The organism is Streptomyces sp. NPDC047880 (genome assembly GCF_040706515.1).
Taxonomy (GTDB): Bacteria; Actinomycetota; Actinomycetes; order Streptomycetales; family Streptomycetaceae; genus Streptomyces.
Map to the genome: position 1 here is coordinate 21,739 of NZ_JBEZOK010000007.1, position 21,850 is coordinate 43,588.

Annotated in this window: 20 protein-coding genes and 2 pseudogenes; 10 read left to right on the forward strand and 12 right to left on the reverse strand. The window is 69.6% G+C overall.

Annotation, left to right across the window (positions count from 1 at the left end; genetic code table 11):
- Positions 1-73: 73 nt before the first annotated feature.
- Together AB0937_RS13130 and AB0937_RS13135 are read left to right on the forward strand one after the other, a co-directional pair.
- On the forward strand, positions 74-1,129 hold the full coding sequence (locus AB0937_RS13130) for a ferredoxin reductase (RefSeq protein ID WP_366711486.1): 1,056 nt from the start codon (positions 74-76) through the stop codon (positions 1,127-1,129).
- 7 nt (positions 1,130-1,136) lie between these two features.
- A complete protein-coding gene (locus tag AB0937_RS13135; protein ID WP_366711487.1) occupies positions 1,137-2,255 on the forward strand; it encodes an acyl-CoA desaturase in 1,119 nt (372 codons plus the stop codon).
- 152 nt (positions 2,256-2,407) lie between these two features.
- On the opposite strand, the gene AB0937_RS13140 is transcribed toward AB0937_RS13135, so the two are convergent.
- The 6 genes and pseudogenes from AB0937_RS13140 to AB0937_RS13165 all read right to left on the reverse strand — a co-directional run bounded on the left by AB0937_RS13140 (position 2,408) and on the right by AB0937_RS13165 (position 7,067).
- Positions 2,408-3,196 (reverse strand): calcium-binding protein, encoded by a 789-nt coding sequence (locus AB0937_RS13140; RefSeq protein ID WP_366711489.1) that lies wholly within the window; start codon positions 3,194-3,196, stop codon positions 2,408-2,410.
- A 66-nt stretch (positions 3,197-3,262) separates the two neighbouring features.
- Positions 3,263-4,555 (reverse strand): hypothetical protein, encoded by a 1,293-nt coding sequence (locus AB0937_RS13145; protein ID WP_366711490.1) that lies wholly within the window; start codon positions 4,553-4,555, stop codon positions 3,263-3,265.
- A 164-nt stretch (positions 4,556-4,719) separates the two neighbouring features.
- A pseudogene (locus AB0937_RS13150) lies at positions 4,720-4,954 on the reverse strand (transcriptional regulator); the annotation flags it as partial.
- Between the two features lie 263 nt (positions 4,955-5,217).
- Positions 5,218-6,327, reverse strand: coding sequence for an SPFH domain-containing protein (locus AB0937_RS13155; RefSeq protein ID WP_366711492.1), 1,110 nt, complete (start codon positions 6,325-6,327; stop codon positions 5,218-5,220).
- Between the two features lie 29 nt (positions 6,328-6,356).
- Positions 6,357-6,794 (reverse strand): NfeD family protein, encoded by a 438-nt coding sequence (locus AB0937_RS13160; RefSeq protein WP_366711494.1) that lies wholly within the window; start codon positions 6,792-6,794, stop codon positions 6,357-6,359.
- A 108-nt stretch (positions 6,795-6,902) separates the two neighbouring features.
- Complete coding sequence (locus tag AB0937_RS13165; protein ID WP_366711495.1) at positions 6,903-7,067, reverse strand: hypothetical protein; 165 nt, start codon at positions 7,065-7,067, stop codon at positions 6,903-6,905.
- Between the two features lie 639 nt (positions 7,068-7,706).
- Between AB0937_RS13165 and AB0937_RS13170 the strand changes: the two genes are divergently transcribed.
- The gene (locus AB0937_RS13170) at positions 7,707-8,081 is read left to right on the forward strand and encodes a metalloregulator ArsR/SmtB family transcription factor (RefSeq protein ID WP_366711496.1); all 375 of its coding nucleotides are present in this window, start codon (positions 7,707-7,709) and stop codon (positions 8,079-8,081) included.
- 34 nt (positions 8,082-8,115) lie between these two features.
- Here AB0937_RS13170 and AB0937_RS13175 read toward each other — a convergent pair.
- The 3 genes and pseudogenes from AB0937_RS13175 to AB0937_RS13185 all read right to left on the reverse strand — a co-directional run.
- A pseudogene (locus AB0937_RS13175) lies at positions 8,116-8,667 on the reverse strand (NAD(P)-binding domain-containing protein); the annotation flags it as partial.
- Between the two features lie 15 nt (positions 8,668-8,682).
- The gene (arsB, locus tag AB0937_RS13180; RefSeq protein ID WP_366711497.1) at positions 8,683-9,792 is read right to left on the reverse strand and encodes an ACR3 family arsenite efflux transporter; all 1,110 of its coding nucleotides are present in this window, start codon (positions 9,790-9,792) and stop codon (positions 8,683-8,685) included.
- Entirely contained in the window at positions 9,789-10,097 is a 309-nt protein-coding gene (locus AB0937_RS13185; protein ID WP_366711499.1) for a metalloregulator ArsR/SmtB family transcription factor, read from the reverse strand. The genes arsB and AB0937_RS13185 overlap by 4 nt, the downstream gene beginning before the upstream one ends.
- 175 nt (positions 10,098-10,272) lie before the next feature.
- Here AB0937_RS13185 and AB0937_RS13190 point away from each other — a divergent pair, with 175 nt between their 5' ends.
- From AB0937_RS13190 to AB0937_RS13215, 6 genes are all read left to right on the forward strand, one after another.
- Positions 10,273-10,620 (forward strand): hypothetical protein, encoded by a 348-nt coding sequence (locus tag AB0937_RS13190; protein WP_366711501.1) that lies wholly within the window; start codon positions 10,273-10,275, stop codon positions 10,618-10,620.
- An 11-nt stretch (positions 10,621-10,631) separates the two neighbouring features.
- A complete protein-coding gene (locus AB0937_RS13195) occupies positions 10,632-11,051 on the forward strand; it encodes an arsenate reductase ArsC (RefSeq protein ID WP_366711503.1) in 420 nt (139 codons plus the stop codon).
- Positions 11,048-11,404 carry a hypothetical protein gene (locus tag AB0937_RS13200; protein WP_366711504.1) on the forward strand — a complete coding sequence of 119 codons (357 nt, stop codon included), beginning with the start codon at positions 11,048-11,050 and terminating at the stop codon, positions 11,402-11,404. Before AB0937_RS13195 ends, AB0937_RS13200 begins: the two co-directional genes overlap by 4 nt.
- A 30-nt stretch (positions 11,405-11,434) precedes the next feature.
- On the forward strand, positions 11,435-12,052 hold the full coding sequence (locus AB0937_RS13205) for a dihydrofolate reductase family protein (RefSeq protein WP_366711506.1): 618 nt from the start codon (positions 11,435-11,437) through the stop codon (positions 12,050-12,052).
- A gap of 4 nt (positions 12,053-12,056) precedes the next feature.
- The gene (locus AB0937_RS13210; RefSeq protein WP_366711508.1) at positions 12,057-12,911 is read left to right on the forward strand and encodes an alpha/beta hydrolase; all 855 of its coding nucleotides are present in this window, start codon (positions 12,057-12,059) and stop codon (positions 12,909-12,911) included.
- A 385-nt stretch (positions 12,912-13,296) separates the two neighbouring features.
- Positions 13,297-15,102, forward strand: coding sequence for a radical SAM protein (locus AB0937_RS13215; RefSeq protein ID WP_366711509.1), 1,806 nt, complete (start codon positions 13,297-13,299; stop codon positions 15,100-15,102).
- Between the two features lie 27 nt (positions 15,103-15,129).
- Here AB0937_RS13215 and AB0937_RS13220 read toward each other — a convergent pair whose 3' ends face one another.
- The 3 genes from AB0937_RS13220 to AB0937_RS13230 all read right to left on the reverse strand — a co-directional run bounded on the left by AB0937_RS13220 (position 15,130) and on the right by AB0937_RS13230 (position 20,591).
- Positions 15,130-16,071 (reverse strand): EamA family transporter, encoded by a 942-nt coding sequence (locus AB0937_RS13220; protein ID WP_366711511.1) that lies wholly within the window; start codon positions 16,069-16,071, stop codon positions 15,130-15,132.
- A 1,237-nt stretch (positions 16,072-17,308) separates the two neighbouring features.
- Positions 17,309-17,695, reverse strand: coding sequence for a gas vesicle structural protein GvpA (locus AB0937_RS13225; protein WP_366711513.1), 387 nt, complete (start codon positions 17,693-17,695; stop codon positions 17,309-17,311).
- 646 nt (positions 17,696-18,341) lie between these two features.
- Positions 18,342-20,591, reverse strand: coding sequence for a PAS domain S-box protein (locus AB0937_RS13230; protein WP_366711515.1), 2,250 nt, complete (start codon positions 20,589-20,591; stop codon positions 18,342-18,344).
- A gap of 520 nt (positions 20,592-21,111) precedes the next feature.
- On the opposite strand from AB0937_RS13230, the gene AB0937_RS13235 reads away from it, so the two are divergent.
- Positions 21,112-21,681, forward strand: coding sequence for a hypothetical protein (locus tag AB0937_RS13235; RefSeq protein ID WP_366711516.1), 570 nt, complete (start codon positions 21,112-21,114; stop codon positions 21,679-21,681).
- The last annotated feature ends 169 nt before the right edge of the window (positions 21,682-21,850 follow it).

A 21,850-nucleotide genomic window follows, 5' to 3' on the forward strand; every position in this document is an offset into this window, starting at 1 on the left:
TGAACAATTCCACTGACCAGATTCACGTCCTTCGGTCAGGACTTTACGCCCTGAGACGCAGCAAGCTGTAGCCATGACGAGTACAGCCCTCCGCAGCAGGGCGTGGAAACTGCTGGAGATGGTCACGACGCCGCTGATGCCGTCGGACTACCTCGACCTGGTCAGCCCGTTGCGTGCGGGCGCCGACCTGCGGGGGCGCATCGAGGCCGTGCACCCCGAGACGGGTGACGCCGCGACCATCGTGATCAGGCCGGGACGGGGCTGGCGCGGCCACACGGCCGGTCAGTACGTGCGGGTCGGTGTCGACGTCGACGGGGTGCGCCTGTGGCGTGCCTACTCGCTCACTTCACCGGCAAAGCGCCAGGACGGCCGCATCACGATCACCGTGAAGGCGATCCCGGACGGCAAGGTCAGCAACCATCTGGTCCGCAGGACGAAACCGGGCACGCTGATCCAGCTCGACCAGGCGACCGGTGACTTCGTGCTGCCGCAGGCCAAACCCGCCAAGGTGCTCTACCTGACGGCCGGCAGCGGCATCACGCCCGTGATGGGCATGCTGCGCGACACCGAGTTCGACGACGTCGTCATGGTCCACTGCGCGCCACAGCCGCAGGACGTGATCTTCCGCAACGAACTGCACGACCTGGTCGCGGACAAGAAGCTGCGGCTCATCGAGGTGCACACCGACACCGACGGCATGCTCGACATCGCCCGTCTCGGCGAACTCGTACCCGACTGGGCCGAGCGCGAGACCTGGGCCTGCGGGCCCGCGGGCCTGCTCGACGCCGCCGAAGAGCACTGGAGCGAGCTCGGCGCACAAGAGCGCCTGCACACCGAACGCTTCCGCCCCAGCATCGTCGTCGCCGGCGACGGCGGCGAGGTCACGTTCAGCGCCACCGGCAAGCGTGTCGACGCGGACGGCGCCACGCCGTTGCTGGACATCGGCGAGGAGGCCGGCGTACTCATGCCCTCCGGGTGCCGCATGGGCATCTGCTTCGGCTGCATCACACCGCTCAAGGCGGGCGCCGTCCGCGACCTGCGCACCGGCGAGATCACCGAAGCCGAACCGGGCGTCCTCATCCAGACCTGCGTGTCCGCCGCGGCGGGCCCCTGCGACATCGAACGGTAGGACCACCTTGACCGCCATCGACCCCACCGCCCACCTGACCGCGGAGCAGATCGAGGAGCTCGGCCGCGAGCTGGACGCGATCCGCGACGAGGTGATCGCCAGCCGTGGCGAGCAGGACGCCGCCTACATCCGCAAGGTCATCTCAGCGCAGCGCAAGCTCGAGCTGGTCAGCAGGGGCGTGCTGCTGTTCTCGTTCTTCCCGCCCGCGTGGCTGCTCGGCACCGCCGGGCTGTCCGTGGCGAAGATCATGGACAACATGGAGATCGGCCACAACATCCTGCACGGCCAGTGGGACTGGATGCGGGACCCGAAGATCCACTCCACCACCTGGGAATGGGATCACGTCTCGCCGGCCGACCAGTGGAAGCACTCGCACAACGAGCTGCACCACACCTACACCAACGTGATCGGCAAGGACAACGACCTCGGGTACGGCATCATGCGCGTCGACGAGGACCAGAAGTGGCACCCCTTCCACCTCGGCCAGCCGCTGTGGAACTTCATCAACGCCTGCTTCTTCGAGTACGGCATCGCAGCGTACGACCTGGAGCTCGGCAAGAACCTGCACAAGCGCCGCCGCAAGAACCCGGAGTTCCGCGCGCGGGCCAAGGCCGTGGGCCGCAAGATCCGCAAGCAGGTGCTCAAGGACTACGTGATCCACCCGCTGCTGTCGGGCCCGTCGTTCCTCCCCACGCTCGCCGCCACGTTCACCGCGAACCTGGTCCGCAACCTCTGGTCCCACTCGGTGATCATGTGCGGACACTTCCCCGAGGGCGTACAGGTCTTCGAGCGCCGGTCGATCAACGGCGAGACGCGCGGCCAGTGGTACCTGCGCCAGATGATGGGCTCGGCGAACATCAGCGGCAGCAAGGCCATGCACTTCATGACCGGCAACCTCTCGCACCAGATCGAGCACCACCTGTTCCCGGACCTGCCGAGCAACCGGTACGCCGAGGTCGCGGTGAAGGTGCGCGCGCTGTTCGAAAAGTATGAGCTGGAGTACGTCACCGGCCCGCTGCCCAAGCAGGTGTTCTCCGCTTGGCGCAAGGTCGTCCGGCTCTCGCTGCCGAACAAGAAGCCCAAGGTCAAAGCGCCGGACCGCGAGCAGGAACTCGTAGCGGCCTGATTCCCGGCACTGGTTCGGGTCTCCCGGCCGTACCGGCGGCAGCGCCGGGGCGCTTTCGAGAACCCGTCAGAGACCGGCAAGTGCCCTCGCTCCTCCGAGAGGAACGAGGGCACCCTTCATGTGGTTGCCGTGCGGGCGCGGCGGTGTTCGGGCTACTGCACGTCCACGAAGTCGCCGGTCGCCGGGACGGCCGGCGTGGTGGTCGTGCCTGCGAAGTTCCAGCGCCAGTAGCCGTCTTCGGACGCGAGGGCCGTGGTCGTCAGGGAGCCGGTGCTGGAGGTGTACACCGTCTTGACTGTGGTGTACGTCGTGGTACCGGCCTTGCGGAACTGGAGCTTGACCGGCTGATTGGTGTAGCCCCGGTAGTCGAGCGTGTCCCAGTTGGCCCGGGTGAGCTTGCCGGTGATGGTGAGCGTTCTGCCCTTGGCGATCGGCTCCGGGCTCGCGTTGACGGTCAGCTTGGAGTGCCGCTGGAGGCGGGTGGTGGTGTAGGCCCACCGGTCGGTGTAGCTGCCGTCGTTGGCCGACACCTGGGCTTGGACCTTCCACGTGCCGGCGTCGGCGTTCGTGAGCCACCAGTCCGGTTCGAAAGTGAAGGTCTTCGAGCAGGTCGACGTCGTGCTGCTGGAGGCGACGCAGTCCGCCGGTGTGGTGGTTTCGTTGGGATCGATCATGTCGTCGGCGCTGTAGTAGGGGTCGCTGCCGTCCGGGCCCCGCCACAGGTTGAAGTCCGCGTCCCAGATGCCCGACGGGTCGGTGGCCGTCACCGAGACCGTGATCGTCTTGTCGGCCGTGTCGACCACGATGTTCTTGCCGCCGTTGACGGCGACGCCGTCGACCTGGATGTCGCCCACGTTGTCGTCCGCGTAGGCACCGGGGACGATGAAGCCCGCCGCTGTGGCGACGGCTGTGGATACGGCAAAGACAGCGCGCTTGCGCATGTGTCTCCTTCACGGAGTGATGAGTGGGAACCGCCGAGCGGAGCAGGGCGGGGCATTTGATGCCGGTCAGGGGCCGGTGACGGACCTGATCGTGTACGGGAAGGTCTCCTGCTGCCAGATCACCGTGAACAGGGCGCTGGGGCGGGCGTCCACCTGGGGCACCCGGCCATCCGACGTGAGCGTCTTCGTGGTGCCGAACGTGCCGGAGCGGCTGATCAGGCGGGCACTGCTCTTCGTGTAGCTGTACGGCGGCGCCGACTTCGGAAGGACCGTGTGGAAGACCACCATGCCGTCGCCGTCATCGTCGAGGGCCAGGTCGGGACGGTCGCCGGGGCCGAGGGTGGTGACGCTGCCGCGGGTGCCTCCCGCGGACAGGCGATGGCCGAGCAACTCGAGCTTGCCACTGCTGTATCGGGTCCACACGATCATCGAATCGCCGTCGAGGTCCGTCGCCAGGGCATGGTGCAAGCCCACGTTGTCCGTGGCGGACGAGATGCGCAGAGGAGCCGACAGGGTGCCGGTGCGGCTCCAGCGCGAGGCCCAGACCTGTGCCACGGAGCCACCGCCGGAGTGGTAGCTGATGACGGCGTCGCCGTCCCGGTCGACACCGACCCGGACCATGCCGAAGCCGCCGTACGACGCGATCGGCGAGGTGAGCACCTTCGTCGAGGAGACGGACGTCGAGGTGATCCGCTTGGCCACGACGTCCGAGGCGCGTGCCCAGGCGACGACGAACTGGCCGCTCCGGTCGACGCCGATGGCCGGCTTCTCGGCCGAGCCTGAGCCGAGGGTGATGGCCGCGCCGATCGTGCCGTCGAGCTTGAGGCGGCGGGCGACCGCGTACCAGCTTCCGTCGCGGATCTCCGTCCACGCCGCCATCGCGGTGCCACCCGGCGTCACGGCGACGACCGGGGTGGTCGCGGGCGCCGACGTGGAGAGCTTCTGGAGCGGTCCGACGAGGCTGCCCGAGGCTGCGACCCGGCGGCCCACGACCTGGCTGTCCTGCTGCCAGACCACCGCGGAATCACCGGTGTCGTCGGAGCCGGTCTCCGGCCAGGACACGGCGGCGCCGTCGGGCGACAGGGTGCGGATCGCTCCCGTGGTGCCGTTCGCGAACTTCACCCTGGTCTGGACCCGCTGGTAGGAGTACGTCGTCGACAGGTCGCCGGCCGTCCAGGCCAGCAGGGCGTCGCCCTGGCGGTCGACGGAGACCTGGGGCGAGTCGGCGGCGAACCAGCCGGACGCCGACACGTTCCATGCCGACGTCCACGCCGCCTCGGCGTTGATCGACATCGTCGCGGTGACCGCCGTCCCCGCCGCCGCAGCGAGTGAAGCCCCGGCGAGGAAACGGCGCTTCAACGAACGCCGATGACGTGCTGCATGCGATGCCACTCTGATCCCCCGGTTCACATGAACATGGCTTACTCACAGCCGTCACACAAACCAGCCGCAACTATTCAGCGCATCCACGTGCTCAGACGTCACACCGACATCGGCGGGGCGCACGGGCCCGAGCCGGCGCCCCCGTGCCGGAACCGGACCTGGCCGCCGCCCGGGCCGAGCACGAAGAACGCGGCGTCGTACAGCGCCCCCAGGGGGGCACAGGTCCCGCGCGCCCTCGGGGACGTGGCCGCTGTCCACCAGGTACCGGCTCACCCGCTGCCCGGGCCGGGCCTCGGTGAAGGCGTCGGACCACTGCTCGGGGGACAGGGCGCCGCCCGCGGTGAGCAGCACGTCGAGTCCGGTTCAGGACGGTGCCGGGACTTTTCCGAGACGTGTCGGAGGAGAGCGTCCGCACCGTGCTCATTTGCTGCAGGTCCTCGACGGGGGTGTCACCGCCGGATGGGTATCACCAGTCGGAGCCGTCGGCGGGGGCGCAGGGCTGGTACGCCGCCATCCGGGCGAGGCCCGCCGCCGTCTGTGCGATTGATCGGTAGCTTCGCTCGGCTGTCCGCGGTTTCGGCAGGCGATGTGGCCCCGGTGTGCGCGACAGGGCTCACGGCGGCAGCCGACGGCGGGGTTCAGTCGTCGGACGATCGCCCCAGATGCGGCACCTGCGGCGACTTCGCGGCCTCCGCCTCCGCCTTGGCGTCGCTCACCGCTGCGGCGGCCTGCTTCCCGGCCTCGTCGGCGGCCGCGGCGGCGTCGAGCGCGGCCGCCGACCCCCCGTCGAGCAGCGGCACCCGGGTCTCGTGCGAGGCTTCGGCATCACCGGCGCCGGCTGCTTCCTCGGGTTGCGCGGGGCGGGGAGGACCTGCCGTCGGCTCGTCGCCGAACGCGCGGGTGACGGTTCGGACCGCCTCGGTCAGCTCCCCCGGGATCACCCAGAACGTGTTGTTGTCGCTCCTCGCCAAGTGCGGGAGCGTCTCCAGGTACTTGTAGGCCAGGATCTTGGGGTCGGCGTTGTTGCGGTGGACGGCCTGGAAGACGAGCTCCACCGCCTTGGCCTCGCCGTCCGCCCGCAGGATCATGGCCTGCTGCGTGCCCTGCGCCTCCAGGATGTCCTTCTGCTTGGTGCCTTCCGCGGTGAGGATCTTGGCTTGCCGCTCCCCTTCGGCGTGCAGGATGGCCGCCCGCTTGTCACGCTCGGCCCGCATCTGCTTCTCCATCGCCTCCTTGATGGTGTGCGGTGGATCGATGGCCTTGATCTCGACACGGTTGACGCGGATGCCCCACTTGCCGGTGGCTTCGTCGAGAACGGCGCGCAGCCGGGAGTTGATCTCCTCACGCGACGTGAGCGTCTCCTCCAGGTCCATGCTGCCGATGACGTTGCGCAGCGTGGTCACGGTGAGCTGGTCGATCGCCTGGAGGTAGTCGGCGACCTCGTACGCCGCCGCCCGCGGGTCGGTGATCTGGTAGTAGAGCACGGTGTCGATGTTCACCACGAGGTTGTCCTCGGTGATCACCGGCCTGGGGTCGGACGAGTAGACCTGCTCGCGCACGTCGAGTTTCGTGTTGATGCGGTCGGCCACCGGCACGACCAGGTTCAGTCCGGGCTGCAGTGTCCGGCGGTACCGGCCGAACCGCTCGATGTTGTAGCGGCGGGCCTGCGGGACGATCCGCACGGAGGAGGCCACGAGGAAGACGATGACGAGGGCCACCACGAGTATGGGGATGACAACTGGATCCACAGTGCCTCCGTTGCTGTGTGTTCAGCCGTTCAGGGAAGGAACTCGCGGGGGTAGACGATGGCGGTGGCCCCCTCGATCTCCATGACGTCCACCAGCGCCCCCACCGGGATCACATGACTCTCGTCGAGGGCGCGGGCGGACCATGCCTCGCCGGAGAGTTTGATCAGGCCGCGGGTCGCGGTGACCTCCTGCATGACCTCCGCCCGCTTGCCGATCAGCGCGTCGGCGCCGTCGCGTACGAGGGGTTGCTGTGCCATGTGCCGCAGCGCGACAGGGCGGAGTACGAGGAGGCCCGCTGCGGCTGCTGCCACCAGGGCCAGGAGCTGGCCGAGAAGACCGATGCCCACACCGGCCACCACGGCGGCGACCAGCGCGGCACCGGCCAGCAACCCGAAGACCAGGGTAAGGGTGAAGAACTCCGCGGCACCCAGTGCCGCGGCAGCGAGCAGCCATGCGAACCACGGCATCGCATCGCCCTCCTTCTAGGGCTCTCCTATCAAGTTACCGCCCGGAAGGCCGGGCAGACAGGGCACGGGAGGCGAGGGCAGCTGAGCGGCCACCGCGTTCATGAGCGTTCATTCCGGTCGACGCTCCTGGCGGTCTTGGGCCTGGAGGTTGTCGAGGACGCCAGGGGTGTTGTGAAGGATCATGCTCTCCCGCAAGGGGATGCGTCCCATGTTGATGTCCTGCATGGGTGACGTCTGATCGCCGATGCCGAAGGCGATACCGAACAGCAGCATGAGCTCCCTGTGGACCCGAGGGATTCGCGCACCGTGTCGGCGTAGACGCCGATACGGCCTGCGGGACGCCCCCGGTATCCGCGTGTGGTCGGACGAGGTAGTCGCACCGCCGGGTGCTGCTGTTGGAGGGGTCTGTTTGCGTGGGAGGACGCCGGGCAAGTGCGGACCGTACGGCTGGACAACCGCCATCCACGTCAGGGCGCGCAACGGTGCTCCTGATCTGTGCCGATCATGCGCCAAGGTGGCGGCCGCCGGGCCCTCATGCTGCTGTACGGAATGCCGATCACACGAGTCGCTGTTCTCACGCGCTCCGATCTCACGGGCGGAAACATGCCTCACCTGCGCATGGGCGAGCATCCCGTGGCGCTGCCGCCTGCTGTCCACCAGCTTCTGCAGCGTCAGGCCGACCACTCAGACCGGGACGTTCGGGGCCGCGGCCACGATCAGCAGGCTGACCACGCCAACCACCGAGCCGGCGGTCATGACGGGGCAGGGCCGTGTCGGTCGAGGTGCCTGTCGTCGAACTCGCTGCGCGGCGTGAGCCGGGACGCCGACCGCGTGGCCCGGCGTCTGGTCGGCTACCTCTCACGCCGGTGACGGACCTCTCCACACTGGTTCGACGTGTGTCAACATAGATGCATGTCGAATGCGAAGGTGCTGCCGTTGCTCGAGCCCGCCGACGGTCAGGGGGTGGCACCGTGCTGCCCGCCGCTGACCGAGCGTCCAATGACCGCCGAGGAGGCCGAGACCGCGGCGCGGATGTTCAAAGCGCTCGGTGACCCGGTCCGCCTGCGGCTGTTCTCCGCGGTGGCCTCGCACGAGGGTGGGGAGGCGTGCGTGTGCGACATCTCCGATGTCGGCGTCTCTCAGCCCACCGTCTCCCACCACCTGAAGAAGCTCAAGGAGGCCGGGCTGCTCACCTCCGAGCGGCGCGGCACCTGGGTCTACTACCGGGTCGAGCCGTCGGTGCTCGCCGCGATGGGCAAGCTGCTGACTCTGCCCGCCGCGGTCTGACGACCGAACGAACAGAGTCACTCCAGTCGGGCACTACGGGAGGGACAGCAACGATGTCCTCCAGCGAGGCAACACCGCCGGTGTCGGTACGACCCGCATCGAGGGCACGGCGGCGGGCGCTGGCCACGTCGAACAGAACCCGGCCGTCGATGCCGTCGGCGAGGTAGCGCGGCGGGCGCTGCGTGACTCACGCCGTCTCCACCCCGTTCAGGGCGAGATCGGCGGCGATCTGCGCGCCGGAGTTACCGGCGCCGGCCACGACGAAGCGCCGGCCGGCGAAGTCGGCCGGGCGGCAGTAGCCGACGGTACGCACCTGACGGCCGGTGCACGCCCTGCCGCCGGGAAGAGAAGGCAGGAAGGGCCGCGACCAGGTCCCGGTGGCATTGATGACAGCCCGCGCATGCCACGCGCCGGAGTCGGTCTCGACCCGCAGATGCGGCCCGCCCCGGTGAACGCCCTCGACCCGGACGCCGCGCTGGACTGGCAGCTCGTAGCGCTTCTCGTAGTCGGCCAGGTACTCCACCACCACATGCCCGGCGTCCGGGAAGGGCTCGCCGGGCTGGGACGGCATGAGGCGGCCGGGCACCAGTCCAGGCAGTGATCAGCTCCCCTGAGAGGCCGGGACCAGCTCCTGGGAAGCGCTGAACTTCCGCCGCCAGGCGAGCGAGACGTACACCAGCGCCACCAGGACCGGGACCTCGATGAGCGGGCCGACCACACCGGACAGGGCCTGGCCGGAGGTGACACCGAAGGTGGCGACGGCGACCGCGATGGCCAGCTCGAAGTTGTTGCCCGCAGCGGTGAAGGCCAGGGTGGCGGTGCGGTCGTAGGCCAGGCCGATGGCCTTGCCCAGGGCGAAGGTGCCGAACCACATCACCGCGAAGTACACCAGCAGCGGCAGGGCGATCCGGGCCACGTCCAGAGGCTGCGAGGTGATCGTCTTCCCCTGCAGGGCGAAGAGGATGACGATCGTGAACAGCAGCCCGTACAGCGCCCACGGGCCGATCTTCGGCAGGAACTTCTCCTCGTAGGACTCGCGGCCCATCTTCTTCTCGCCCAGGCGGCGGGTGAGGAACCCGGCCAGCAGCGGGACACCGAGGAAGATGACCACGTTCAGTGCGATCTTCCACATGGAGATGTTCAAGTGCTCACCCTCGCCCAGCCCGAGCCAGCCGGGCAGCAGGTCGAGGTAGAACCAGCCCAGCAGACCGAAGGCCAGGACCTGGAAGACCGAGTTCAGCGCCACCAGGACGGCCGCGGCCTCACGGTCGCCGCAGGCGAGGTCGTTCCAGATGATGACCATGGCGATACAGCGGGCGAGACCGACGATGATGAGCCCGGTGCGGTACTCGGGCAGATCCGGCAGGAACATCCACGCGAGCGCGAACATCACCGCGGGCCCGATCAGCCAGTTGATGACCAGCGAGGAGACCATGAGCTTCTTGTCGCCGGTGACGGCGTCGAGCTTGTCGTAGCGAACCTTGGCCAGGACCGGATACATCATGATCAGCAGGCCGATGGCGATGGGCAGGGAGATGCCGCCGATCTCGACCTTCGCCAGGGCGTCGTTCAGGCCGGGGATGAGTCGGCCGAGCCCGAGGCCGACGGCCATCGCGGCGAGGATCCACACAGCCAGGAAGCGGTCGAGCGTGGAGAGCTTGGCGACGATCGAGGCTTCCTCCGCGGTTGCGGGGGTTTCGGTGCGGGTCACGGGCAGGCCCTCTTGGTGTCGGAGTTGGCGCGGGCGGTTGCGGCGAGGTCGGTGAACTGGCCGGCGAGGCTCTCGAGCACCTCCGGCTTGAGCCGGTAGTAGACGAACCGCCCGCACGGCTCGGTCTCCACCACTCCCGCTTCGCGCAGCACCCTCAGATGGTTGGACAGGTTGGTCTGCTTGGCGCCCGTCTCCTCCACCAGGTGCGTGGTGCACAGCGTCTCGCGGGCCAGCAGCGTCACGATCTGGAGCCTGAGCGGCTCGCCCAGCACCCGGATCAGTTCAGTGTCGACTGACGTCAGCATGGACTGATACTGTCACATCATCTCAGGCTGATACCAGTCCGGGTTGATTTGCAGGCCCGTCGGAAGGGTCTCTCCATGTCCGCCTCCCCCTCACCGCCCGTTGTGCCCGATGAGCACCGGGCCGCCGGCGCAGCCCGGCTCGCCACCCTGCACGCCGGCCGCTTCCCGGCCGACCGTGCAGGTCCTGCCTGCCGACGCCTATCGGCGCCTGGCCGAAACCGCCACGGTCACCACGCACCTGGTCGTCACGCGGATGGGGGCCGATGCGGCCGCCGCGTTTTCCAAGCCGCTGACCGACGAGGCCGTGAGGGCCGCCGACATCGTCATCACCATGGGCTGCGGCGGCGTCTGCCCCATCGTGCCCGGCCGCCGCTACCCGGACTGGCCGGTGCCGGACCCGGAGGGCGCCCCGCTCGGTGTCGTCCGCGCCGGATCCGCGACGACATCAACGCCCGCATCACCGGCCTGCTCGCCGGCCTGCCGGGCACCTGAATCCCCCGCACCACCTGCCACTCACCCATGAAGGAAGAACGCATGTCCCCCGCCCCGCTCGCCTCCGTGCTGTTCGTCTGCGTCCACAACGCCGGCCGCTCGCAGATGGCCGCCGGATTCCTCCACCACCTCGCGGGCGACCGGATCGAGGTCCGCTCCGCCGGATCCGTCCCGGGCGACCAGGTCAACCCGGCCGCCGTCGAGGCCATGGCTGAGGTCGGCGTCGACATCGCCGACGCCAGGCCGAAGAGCCTGACCACCGAGGCCGTCCAGGCGTCCGACTACGTCATCACCATGGGCTGCGGCGACGCCTGCCCGATCTTCCCCGGCAAGAAGTACCTCGACTGGGCCCTGGAAGACCCAGCCGGCAGGGGCGTCGAAGCCGTCCGCCCCATCCGCGACGAGATCCAGAAGCGCGTCGAGGCCCTGATCGCCGAGATCGACACCCAGCAGGAGGCGTGACCTCCATGCCGGACACCGGCGGGCGGAACGTCGTCATCTGCCCCGCCGGATACACCGCCGGCCGGCAGGGCGCCGCCGCGCGTCCCGCCGGGGCGGCTTTGATCGACGGCATGAAGTCGAAGATCGTGGTCCCCGTGCTCGGCGTCGCCCTGGTGGCGCTCTTCGGGCTGACGGCCAAGGGATGCGAGGCGATACAGGGCGGGCCCGTTCGCAGCACCGAGGAGTTCCGCGACCATGTCCGGGCCACCACCCGGACCGGCGAGGATGTCCACCGCGCGCTGCCCCCGGCGCCGGCCAGGGACCCGTACGCCTCCCGGCAGGGCAGCCCCTGGTGCATGGTGCGTGAGCGATGAGTTCCGGCAGCAAGCCGGGTCCACCCTTGCATGACTCGAATCATCGCTGACATCTCGGTCTCTCTGGACGGCTTCGTCACCGGCCCCGACCCCGGCCCGGACAACGGCCTGGGGACCGGCGGCAAGGCCTTGCACACCTGGGCGTTCTCCGACGACCCTGACGACCGTCGAGTCCTGCGCGAGGCGACCGACCGCTCAGGCGCCGTCATCCTGGGCCGGCGCCTCTTCGACGTGGTCGACGGGCCGAAAGGCTGGGACGACACGTCCGGCTACGGCGCCGGCGAGGTCGGCAAGCCCGCATTCGTCGTCGTGACGAGCACGCCGCCGAGGTCGGTGCGGCTCACCGACCTCGACTGGACGTTCGTCACCACGGGACTGGCCGACGCCGTCGCCGCCGCGCGCGAGCGAGCCGAGGCGGCGTCGTCGGCCGGCGGCAAGGACCTCGACGTGATCCTCATGGGCGGCGGCGCCACTATCGGCTCGGCGCTGGAGGCCGGACTGGTCGACGTGCTGTCGCTGCACCTCGCGCCGGTCGTACTGGGCGCCGGGACGCCCTTGTTCGCCGGTGGAGCGACACACACGCTGGTCCCGCGCGGCGTGGTCCCGACGTCGACCGCCACGCACCTGACCTACGACGTCCACCGGTGATCCGATGACCACTGTCGACGTCAACGGCGTCGCTTCGGGCATCGAGTCGTTCGGTGACGACGACGCGCCACTGGTCCTGCTCGCGGGCGGCACGACGATGCTCTCCTGGCCGGACGCGCTGTGCGAGCGCCTCGCCGCCGGCGGGCGCCGTGTGGTGCGCTACGACCTGCGCGACAGCGGAGAGTCCACGACAGCGGATCCGCGGGCACCCGCCTACACCCTGCGCGACCTCGCCGCCGACGCGGCGGCCCTTGCTGACGCACTCGGCGGCGGACCCGCGCACCTCGCGGGCGTCGGCGTCGGCGTCGGCGTCGGCGGGATGGTCACCCAGGTGGCCGCGCTCGACCACCCGGGCAAGTTCTCGGCGCTCACCCTCGTCAGCACCCGGCCGGTCGCTCCCGGCCCGCCCGGCGACGACCTTCCCGACCATGACCGGGCGACGACGAGACGGCTGCTCGCGCGCCCCATGCCCGACTGGGCCGACCGCGCGGCGGTTGCGGAGTACGCCGCATCCGGCGCGGAGATCCTGGGTGACGACCCCGTCGCCGCGCACGCAAGCGCCGCGCGCATCTGGGACCGCACGCCCAGCACCGCACCCCCGGTGCAGATGGCCAACCAGATGGGCATGGTGTTCTCCAAGCTCGACTGCACACCGCGCCGGCGGGAGCGCCTGCCCGAGATCGAGGTTCCCACGCTCGTGGTCCACGACCGCCGCAACCGGTTCTTCCCTGTCGGCAACGGCGAGGCGACCGCGCGCGAGATCCCCGGGGCACGGCTGCTCGTCCTCGAGGAGGCCACCACCGCGATCCCCGATGCGGCGGCCGACGAGATCACCGAGGCGATGCTCGGGCTCGGATAGAGGACGGGCCGAGGACGGTGATCCGACCATGCTCCCCATGCGCTGGGGCGCCGTGCTGCGGGTCCAGGGACAAGTGCACACGAAGTTTGCGAGGACGGCGACGACCACTCTCGCAGCGAGGATGCCGACCACCGTCATGCGTGCCCTCGGCGCGGGATGCGGACGCCGGAGCGGTAGGGCCTGGGCAGACCCCATGCCACAGCTCCGCGGGAACATGCTCGCGAACCAGGACGGGTCTTCTGCCGCGTCTTCCCCATTCAGCCCGAGGGTCCGCTTCACGCCATTTCTGATGGAATGCCGCTCACGGCAGTGTGAGGCACGCCACGATAACGAGCGAACTCCCGTTCGCATCGGTCCATTGGTCAACCAGTCATAAGGAGCGCTCGTGACTCATGCCCCACCCCCCTTACCCGTGGTGGTCGAGAATCCGGTCGTCAAGTTCTCCAGCGCCCCGCAGCGCCCGCCCCTGCGGCATCTGGGCAGGCCCTCCCTGCGCACTTCGGTCTCCGGCGCCCGGCGGCGCGCCCGTGGTGAGGCGCCCCGCGTTCTGCTCGTCGTGCCCTCCTACACGCGGGTCGTGGAGCCCTCCCCCGACCGCAGCAGCTTCAGGGCGTTCGGGCTGAACACCTTCGAGGTCATGAAGCGGGCCGGCACCCCGATCGGGCTTCTGCGCATCGCGGCCAACGCCCGCCTCGCCGGCTTCGACGTCCGCATCGTCGACTCGCCTTTCGCCGGCTGGGAGCAGGAACGTCGGCTCGTCGACCTCGGCGCCGGCAGCAGCCTGGTCCGCTACGGGCTCAACGACTCGCAGCTGCGCGCGATCATTGAGGAGTTCGAGCCGGACGTCGTCGGTGTCCAGTGCATCTACACGGTCCAGTGGGGCAACGCGCGCGCCCTGGCCGACCTGGTCAAGGACATCGACCCGGCGATCGTGACGGTCACGGGCGGCGCCCATCCCAGCGGGGACTGGCAGTACGCCGTACCGGACTCCCCCTTCGACCACGTCGTCATCAACGAGGCCGACCAGACCTTCACCGCGTTGCTGCAGGCGCTGACCGAGGAGGGCGGCGACATCGACGCGGTGCCCGGCGTCGCCTACCGGCGGGCCGATCTCGCCGTGGTGCGAACCACAGCCAAGTCGCCGTACATGCGCATCCTGCCGAAGCGGCAGGGGCTTGACCAGCGGCTCGGCATGATGCCGCTGCCCGACTTCGGGATGCTGGACATGCACCAGTACGAGCAGGCGTACCACTCGTCGGGGAAGCGGGTGCGCGAGCACGGTTCCTGGGCGCAGATCTTCTCCACCATCGGCTGCAACGTCGGCTGCGACTTCTGCTACATCCCGATGGTGAACGGCCCTTGGCGGGCGCTTGGCATCGACTGGTTCGACCTGCACCTCGCCGAGATCACCAAGCAGGGTGTGACCGAGGTACTCATCGAGGACGACCATCTGCTGCACGACCCGCTGTACGCGATGCGCGTCTTCGAACTGCTGCGCAAGCACGACCTGCCGTGGGTGGAGGAGGGCGGCCTGAGCCTGTTCAACCTCGTCCTGCTGCACCTGGGCGAGCAGTTCGCGAACGGCATGGACGACGCCGAGCGGCGCAACCCCAACTTTTGCAACGTCCTCTCCGCGATGCGTTCCGGACTGACCTGCCGCGACCTCATCAGGGCGATGGCCGACGGCGGTTGCTACAGCGTCTACCTCGCCGTGGAGAGCGCCAACGAGGACAGCCTCGAGCAGTCAGGCAAGCCCCGCCTCAACGCCTTCCAGAAGGCCACGGGCGAGATCGTGGAAATGTTCACCGAGTACGGCATCCAAGTCACCGGCGGATTCATGCTCGGCTTCGTCAACCCGCCCGAGCAGCCCGGGGCCGAACCGTACATCGAGTCGCTGGAGCAGGTCGAGAAGACCATCGACTACGCGGTCACACTCATGCGCCACGGGATGGCGTACGCCAACCCCTTCATCGTCACCCCGCTGCCGGGCACCAGGATGTGGGACTTCCAGAAGGACTACGTCGTACGGCACTACGACAACGGCTGGTCGCACGAGAAGGCGACCATGGCGACGGAGAGGTGGAGCGCGGAGGACATCGAGCGCATGCGGCTGGAGCTGCTGGTGCGCGCCAACGGTGCCGACAAGGTGACCGAAATGGTCCGCCGCGGGACCTGGCCCGTGGACGCCTGACGGGTTCGCGACGCGGTCGTGACCGGTTCAGCCCCGGCGCGCCGCACGCAGCGCGCCCGCCGAGGCGAGCATGGCGCCACCAGTGATCAACACGCAGGCGGCGGCGACGGGCCAGCTCGCGTCGGCCCGTCCCGTCGCGATCAGCAGAGCGGTGGACAGCAGCGGGGCGAAGTACGACAGGGTGCCCAGGAGCCGGATGTCGCCGTGCTTGGTGCCGTGGTCCCAGATGTAGAACGCGCCGCCGACCGGCCCGAGGCCCAGCGCGAGCACCGCCAGCCACTGCCCGTCGTCGGGCCGGACCGTGTCCTCGAACAGCAGATGGCAGACGGCCGCGAGCACCGCGGTGGCCAGGCAGAAGAGTGCCACCATGTCCGTCGGGACCTTCGGATAACGCCGGTTGGCCACCGAGTACGCCGACCACACCACCGCGCAGACTGCGGCTGCCGCGTACCCGGCCAGGTACTCCCCACGGAACTGGACGCCCTGCCCACCCGTGACCAGCAGGAAAGTACCGGCGAGTCCGAGCACCGCGCCAGCCGCATGCCACCAGCGCAGCCGTTCACCCGGCAGCAGCGCGGAGAACACGACGATCAGCAACGGCCACAGATAGGCGATGAGGCCGGCATCGACCGCGGGGGCGTTGCGCAGGGCCACGAAGTAGAAGAAGTGGTAGCCGAACAGGCCGCCGACGCCGAGCGCCCAGGCTCCGCGGGGCACCGCGCGGACGAGTTCCCCGCCGCCGCGCAGCGCCCGGGGCAGTCCGAGGACGCCGCCCACCGCGAACGCCATCGCGGTGAGCTGGAACGGCGGAATCCGTCCGGTGAGCGTGGTGAACAGGGCCAGCGAGGCCCACAGCAGTACGGCCCCGGCGCCGATCGCGGTGGCCCGGAGCTGGTGCGCCGGGTTCGGCGCGGCATCGTGCGCCCTCTGCGCCGCCGCAGCCCCGGCTCGTGTGTCCCGCGCGTTCACATGTCCTCCAGCCAACCGCGACGTATGACGCTCCGTCAACCATGCGACCACACAGGGGCATCGTAGGGAGGCGCATGGCGGGGACCCGCGCTTTCCGGTCAGCGGGCGGTCCAGAGCCGATGGGGAAGATCGGGTGCGGCACTCGAGCTCCAGGCACCGATGGCGACCATGGGTACCCGTAGGGGGCATGTGAGCAAAGTGAAAGTGCCTCACGCCTTCGCGCAAGCCGAGATGACAGCGCAACGAGCGCAGCGCGCAGGGCCCATGCGGCGACGGAGGTGTCGCACGGGGAGCGGCGGCGCTGCGGTCAGCACGGGCATGACGAGGGCCAGGAGCCAGGCTCTGGGGCGCGATCGTTTCTTGGTGCGGCTCCTCCGGGGGCACTGAACGGACGCTCGCGGACGCGCGACGTCCGTGTGCGAGCCCCGACCCTTCCCCCGGAAGAGGGTGCGGGCCAGGGCTGGCAGCACGGCGCGCGGGACCATCCGGGCCGGCCCGCACCACCGTCCGATGGCCTACGCCGCCGACGACGATGGCCGTACGCGTTACGCGGCGCCGTGTAGACGACAAGAACGGAGCGCCTGTCGCGGCGCCGCACCGCCGCCCGAAACTGGATACCGTCACCACATGCGGCAACACCCACGGCACGGACGACGCCTCAAGGGAAGGGAAGGGCGAAGCCGCTCCTGAGCGCAGGTCAGATAGGAGTCCGCCGGGTAGCCACCACGGGCAGGCACCGACTTCTGGGCACGCGAACCCACGGCTTCGACTGCGAGGGCCGCTGCGGCGAAGAAGACGGCCTCAAGCGCTCGGGACGTCACCCGAGGGCAGGCAACAGTGCACGATCGGCTGGATGCTGTTCAGGACATGGGGGAAGAAGCCGTCGCCCCAGCTCGCCATCGCTCACAGCACCCGGGCCCCACCAAGTCCCACGCCGCCACTACGTCCGGGACAACCGCTCCGACACCGCCGCCCTGCGCAACGGCCGCGGCCGCTTCATCAACGACGTCTCCTGGGGCCACCACCGCCACGGTTGCGGCCACCGCTGGCCAACCCCGCTGCAGTTTCAGGACCGGTGACCGGCCCACGCGTGTCATCCGCCAGGAGCACGCTGGCGTAGGAGGTGAAGTCCACTGCACCTCCTCCACCGCCTGCGGGCAGGAAGTGTCCTGGTGCTCCGCGACCCCGGCGGGGCGCGTCGCGGTGCCCCGGCGTGGTCACCGCTCCCTGCACTGCTCTATGAACGGCCGCGTCCCGCCTGACGATCCCGGCCTTCATCTCGGGCCTGCTGGAAGGCGTCGGCGATGGTCTCCGCAGCACCGGACAGGACGCCCTTGGTCTTGCCGCGGGCACCGGACTCGGTGACCTTCCCGGCGAGCTCCGTGAGCCCGGCCGGCTTGCGCGGCCCCGCCTCCAGATCGAGACGGTTGCACGCCTCGGCGAAGCGCAGGTAGGTGTCCACGCTGGCTACCACGATCCGTATGTCGATCTTGAGGATCTCGATACCGACGAGGGAGACGCGCACAAACGCGTCAATCACCAGCCCACGGTCGAGGATGAGTTCAAGAACGTCGTAGAGGCCGCTGGAACCGCCTCCACCACCCTGCTGTGTCGCGACGGTCATCGCGTTCACCCCTCGTCGTCCGCGTCGTCTCCCCGCATAAAGCTGTCGGCGCTGCCCCGCTGGGAGGCAGGCTTGGCATGCGGATGACCCCAATTCACCGCATCAAACGCACGTACGAGGCGCGAAGATCTGGACAGGGTGGTTACGCAGCGGGGGCGATGACTTGCCAAGTCGGTCCGGGATGCGCTGGACGCCAGTACAGGGTGCACGAGCTCAATTGCGTGACCGTTCAGCGCACGTCCGATCACGCCCTGTCCCCTCCCCCGCTCGCCTCCGCTCCCCTGGGTGATCAGGTGAGCGCACCATCCACGTGCGGCCCGGCGTCTTCTCCGTCCGGGCCCGATATCCGAAGGGCACCCCCTTGATCGACCACCATCCTGGACCTCGCAGGGCTGAACCGATGACGTCGTGATCACCGAGCGGACGGTGTATCGGTGGCGCAGCTTGCGCGCGAAGGCGCCGCTGTCGGTGGCGACCGCATCGACCTGGCCGGCGGCGGACCCGACCCCCGTCCGTTGTCCCTCCGAAAAGACAGGTCCTCAATCGACTACCTCGCGGAGCCGTTGGTGAGCGGAGAATCAACCGACATGTGATCCGCCAGTTGCTTCTGAAGGTGCGCTGCGGGGTGCGGTCGCGTGCTCGGAGGTCACCGTGCTGTGCTGCGTGCCGGGAGGGTGAACCAGGTGGTCTTGCCGTGGTCGGTGGGGCGTACGCCCCAGCTGTGGGCGAGGGCGTCGACGAGGAGGAGCCCGCGGCCGGATTCGTCGTCGGGAGCGGCCAGGCGGGGCTGGGGCAGGTGGGGGCTGTGGTCGCTGATCTCGACGGTGACTTCGGTGGCGGTGCGGCGCAGGTGGAGCCCGAGGGGGCCCTGGGCGTGCTGCACGGCGTTGGTGAGGACTTCGGAGACCAGGAGGCGGGCGTCGTCGGCGAGGTGGGCGCAGTTCCAGGTGATGAGGGTCTTGGTGAGGAAGCTGCGTCCGTCACCGACGGAGGAGGCGTGGGCGGGCAGGTCGGTGGTGGCGGTGGCCAGCGGGGCGGCGGGAAGCTGGGCAAGGAGCAGGGTGACGTCGTCGTCATGGTTGTCGGTACCAGGCAGCAGGGCGGCCAGGACGCGGTCGGCTACGGCCTCCAGGGCGTCGGTGGCGGCGAAGGCGGCCCCGAGGGCGCGGGTGAGATCGGCGAGGCGGTGCTCGATGTCGCTGCCGGGGGTTTCGATCAGGCCGTCGGTGTAGACGACGAGCGTGGCCCCGGGGGGCACGGCGGTGCGGGTCTGCTGGTGGAGGATGCCGCCGACGCCGAGCGGCGCGCTGATGGGTGCTTCGAGTACCCGCACCCCGCCCGTGTCGGCGAGGAGGGCGGGCAAGTGGCCGGCCGAGCAGACGGTGATCTCGCCGGTGTCGGGGGCGAGGATCAGGTAACAGCAGGTGACCAGCTGGTCGGGCAGGTCGAGGTCGGCGACGATGGCATCGAGGGCCTGCATCAGCTGGCGGGGTTCCATACCGGTTTTGGCCAGGGCGTGGGCGGCGGCCCGCAGCTGGCCCATGACGGCGGCCGCGTCCAGGCCGCGCCCCATCACGTCGCCGATGAGGATGCCGACCCGGCCCGCACCCAAGGGAATGAGGTCGAACCAGTCGCCGCCTACCCCGGCGCCCTGGGTGGCGGGCAGGTAGCGGTGGGCGGCGGCGAGGCCGGGGATGGCCGGCGGGGTGCCCATGAGACTGCGCTGCAGGGTGAGGGCGATGTGCCGCTGCTGCTCGTACAGGGCGTGGAGTTCGGCCTCGGCCCGCTTGCGGTCGCTGATGTCGCGCACGATGGCGCATGCGCCCTGGACCATGCCGTCGGCGCTGCGGGTGGGCCACAGGGTGACATCGACGTCGAGCAGCTGGCCGCCGCGGGTGACGCGGAGCGTCTCGAAGTGCTCGATCTTCTCGCCGCGGGCCAGCCGTTCCAGCAGCGCGGTGATTTCGTGGGTGCGGTCGGGCAGGGCGAGCAACGCCACGTGGCGGCCGATCGCCTCCTCGGCGCTGTAGCCGTACAGGCGCTGGGCGGCGGCGTTCCAGTAGGTGATGTGCCCGTCGAGGGTCTTGGCGAGGATCGCGTCCTGAGAGGACTCGACGAGCGCGGCGAGCTGGTTGATGTGCTGTTCGGCGGCTTTGCGGTCGCTGACGTCGCGGACGGCCGCGGAGACAAGGAGGCCGTCGGCGGTCTCCAGCGGGCTGAGGCTGATCTCCACGGGGAACTCGGTACCGTCCTTGCGCAGCCCGTGCAGCTCCAGCCCAGCCCCCATCGGCCGCACCTGCCGGCTCGCGGCGTACGCCTCCCGGTGCCCGGAGTGCTGAGGACGGAACCGTCCGGGGATCAGCAACTCCACCGACTGGCCCAGCAGTTCCGCGCGCCCGTACCCGAACAGCGACTCGGTCTGCGCGTTGACCAACCGGATCAGACCCGCATCGTCCACAATCACCATCGCGTCCGGCGCCGCCTCCAACAGCCCCCGAAACCGCTCCTCGGCGGCTTTGCGGTCGCTGACGTCGCGGACGGCCGCGGAGACAAGGAGGCCGTCGGCGGTCTCCAGCGGGCTGAGGCTGATCTCCACGGGGAACTCGGTACCGTCCTTGCGCAGCCCGTGCAGCTCCAGCCCAGCCCCCATCGGCCGCACCTGCCGGCTCGCGGCGTACGCCTCCCGGTGCCCGGAGTGCTGAGGACGGAACCGTCCGGGGATCAGCAACTCCACCGACTGGCCCAGCAGTTCCGCGCGCCCGTACCCGAACAGCGACTCGGTCTGCGCGTTGACCAACCGAATCAGACCCGCATCGTCCACAATCACCATCGCGTCCGGCGCCGCCTCCAACAGCCCCCGAAACCGCTCCTCGTCCGCCGCCAGCCCATCCCCCATGGGTGCGGTACCGCAGCAACAGGACGGCGTCTTCGTCACCCCGGCCCCGCGCGCTGGCACTGTGCTGTCATCGTCGTGCATGGCGGCCCCACCCGGCTGGCATATCTACAGGAATCGGGCCATCACAGCGCACCGGCGTCCACCGCATCCGCGTATGCCCACTACTGGCCCCTCAGTGGCCGAAACTGTCCGCTTGGCTTCAACAGACCATTGATTTCTGAGAATCCTCCGGTCAAGACCGGGATGGACCGAGGGCCTTCCTCGGCATCGCCCGCCTGTACGAGCTCGGCCTTACCGGATACCCGAGCTCCATCCGCCTGCCCCTCCACCTTGGCGGCCATTCTTCCCGGCAACGTCGCCCGCGCACCGTAGCTTTGGGCCCTGCAACGAGCCGGGTGGCACAAAGCCTCCGTCTTGTGACGTCATCCCTCCGCAAGGACCGGACTGAGCACCGCGGCTCAGACCGGCTGAGTAGCAGAGCGCTGCCGCGCGTCCCGCCGGGGCGGCTTTGATCGACGGCATGAAGTCGAAGATCGTGGTCCCCGTGCTCGGCGTCGCCCTGGTGGCGCTCTTCGGGCTGACGGCCAAGGGATGCGAGGCGATACAGGGCGGGCCCGTTCGCAGCACCGAGGAGTTCCGTGACCATGTCCGGGCCACCACCCGGGCCGGCGAGGATGTCTACCGCGCGCTGTCCCCGGCGCCGGCCCAAGAGCCGTACGCCTCCCAGCAGGGCAGCTCCTCGTGCGTGGACGACCTTGGCTTCGACGAGAGCGGCGTCAGCCGGGACGAGCCGGTCTTCACCTGGGACCTGGACTTCGCGACCGACGACGACTACCGCGCGGCGCTGGCGTCCCTCCGGAACACCTGGCGCACCGAGGGCCGTACCGTCGAGAAAGTCGACAACGGCATCGCCACCACCCTCGACGACGGCATCCGGATCACCCTCCACCTCGGCTACTACGACCACAAGCCCGAACTGCGCGCCCAGGGCACCTGCATGCGCTACCGGGACAGCTACGGCGACGCGTACGACTACATGTACGACGACAACGGAGACGGCACCATCGACGAATACGAGCAGCCGAACTGAGTTCCGGCCGCGCCGCCGAGCTCAGAGGAGCAGCCACAGGCAGCCGAGGACCTCGAGGACGCACTCGTGGGCGCGCACTCCACCCCGCGCGCCTCCACCGCCCCCGCACCGACTTCCCCCCCCCCACTGACGTCCCTCTCACGGCCACGCCGCCGTGACGGCGCTACGC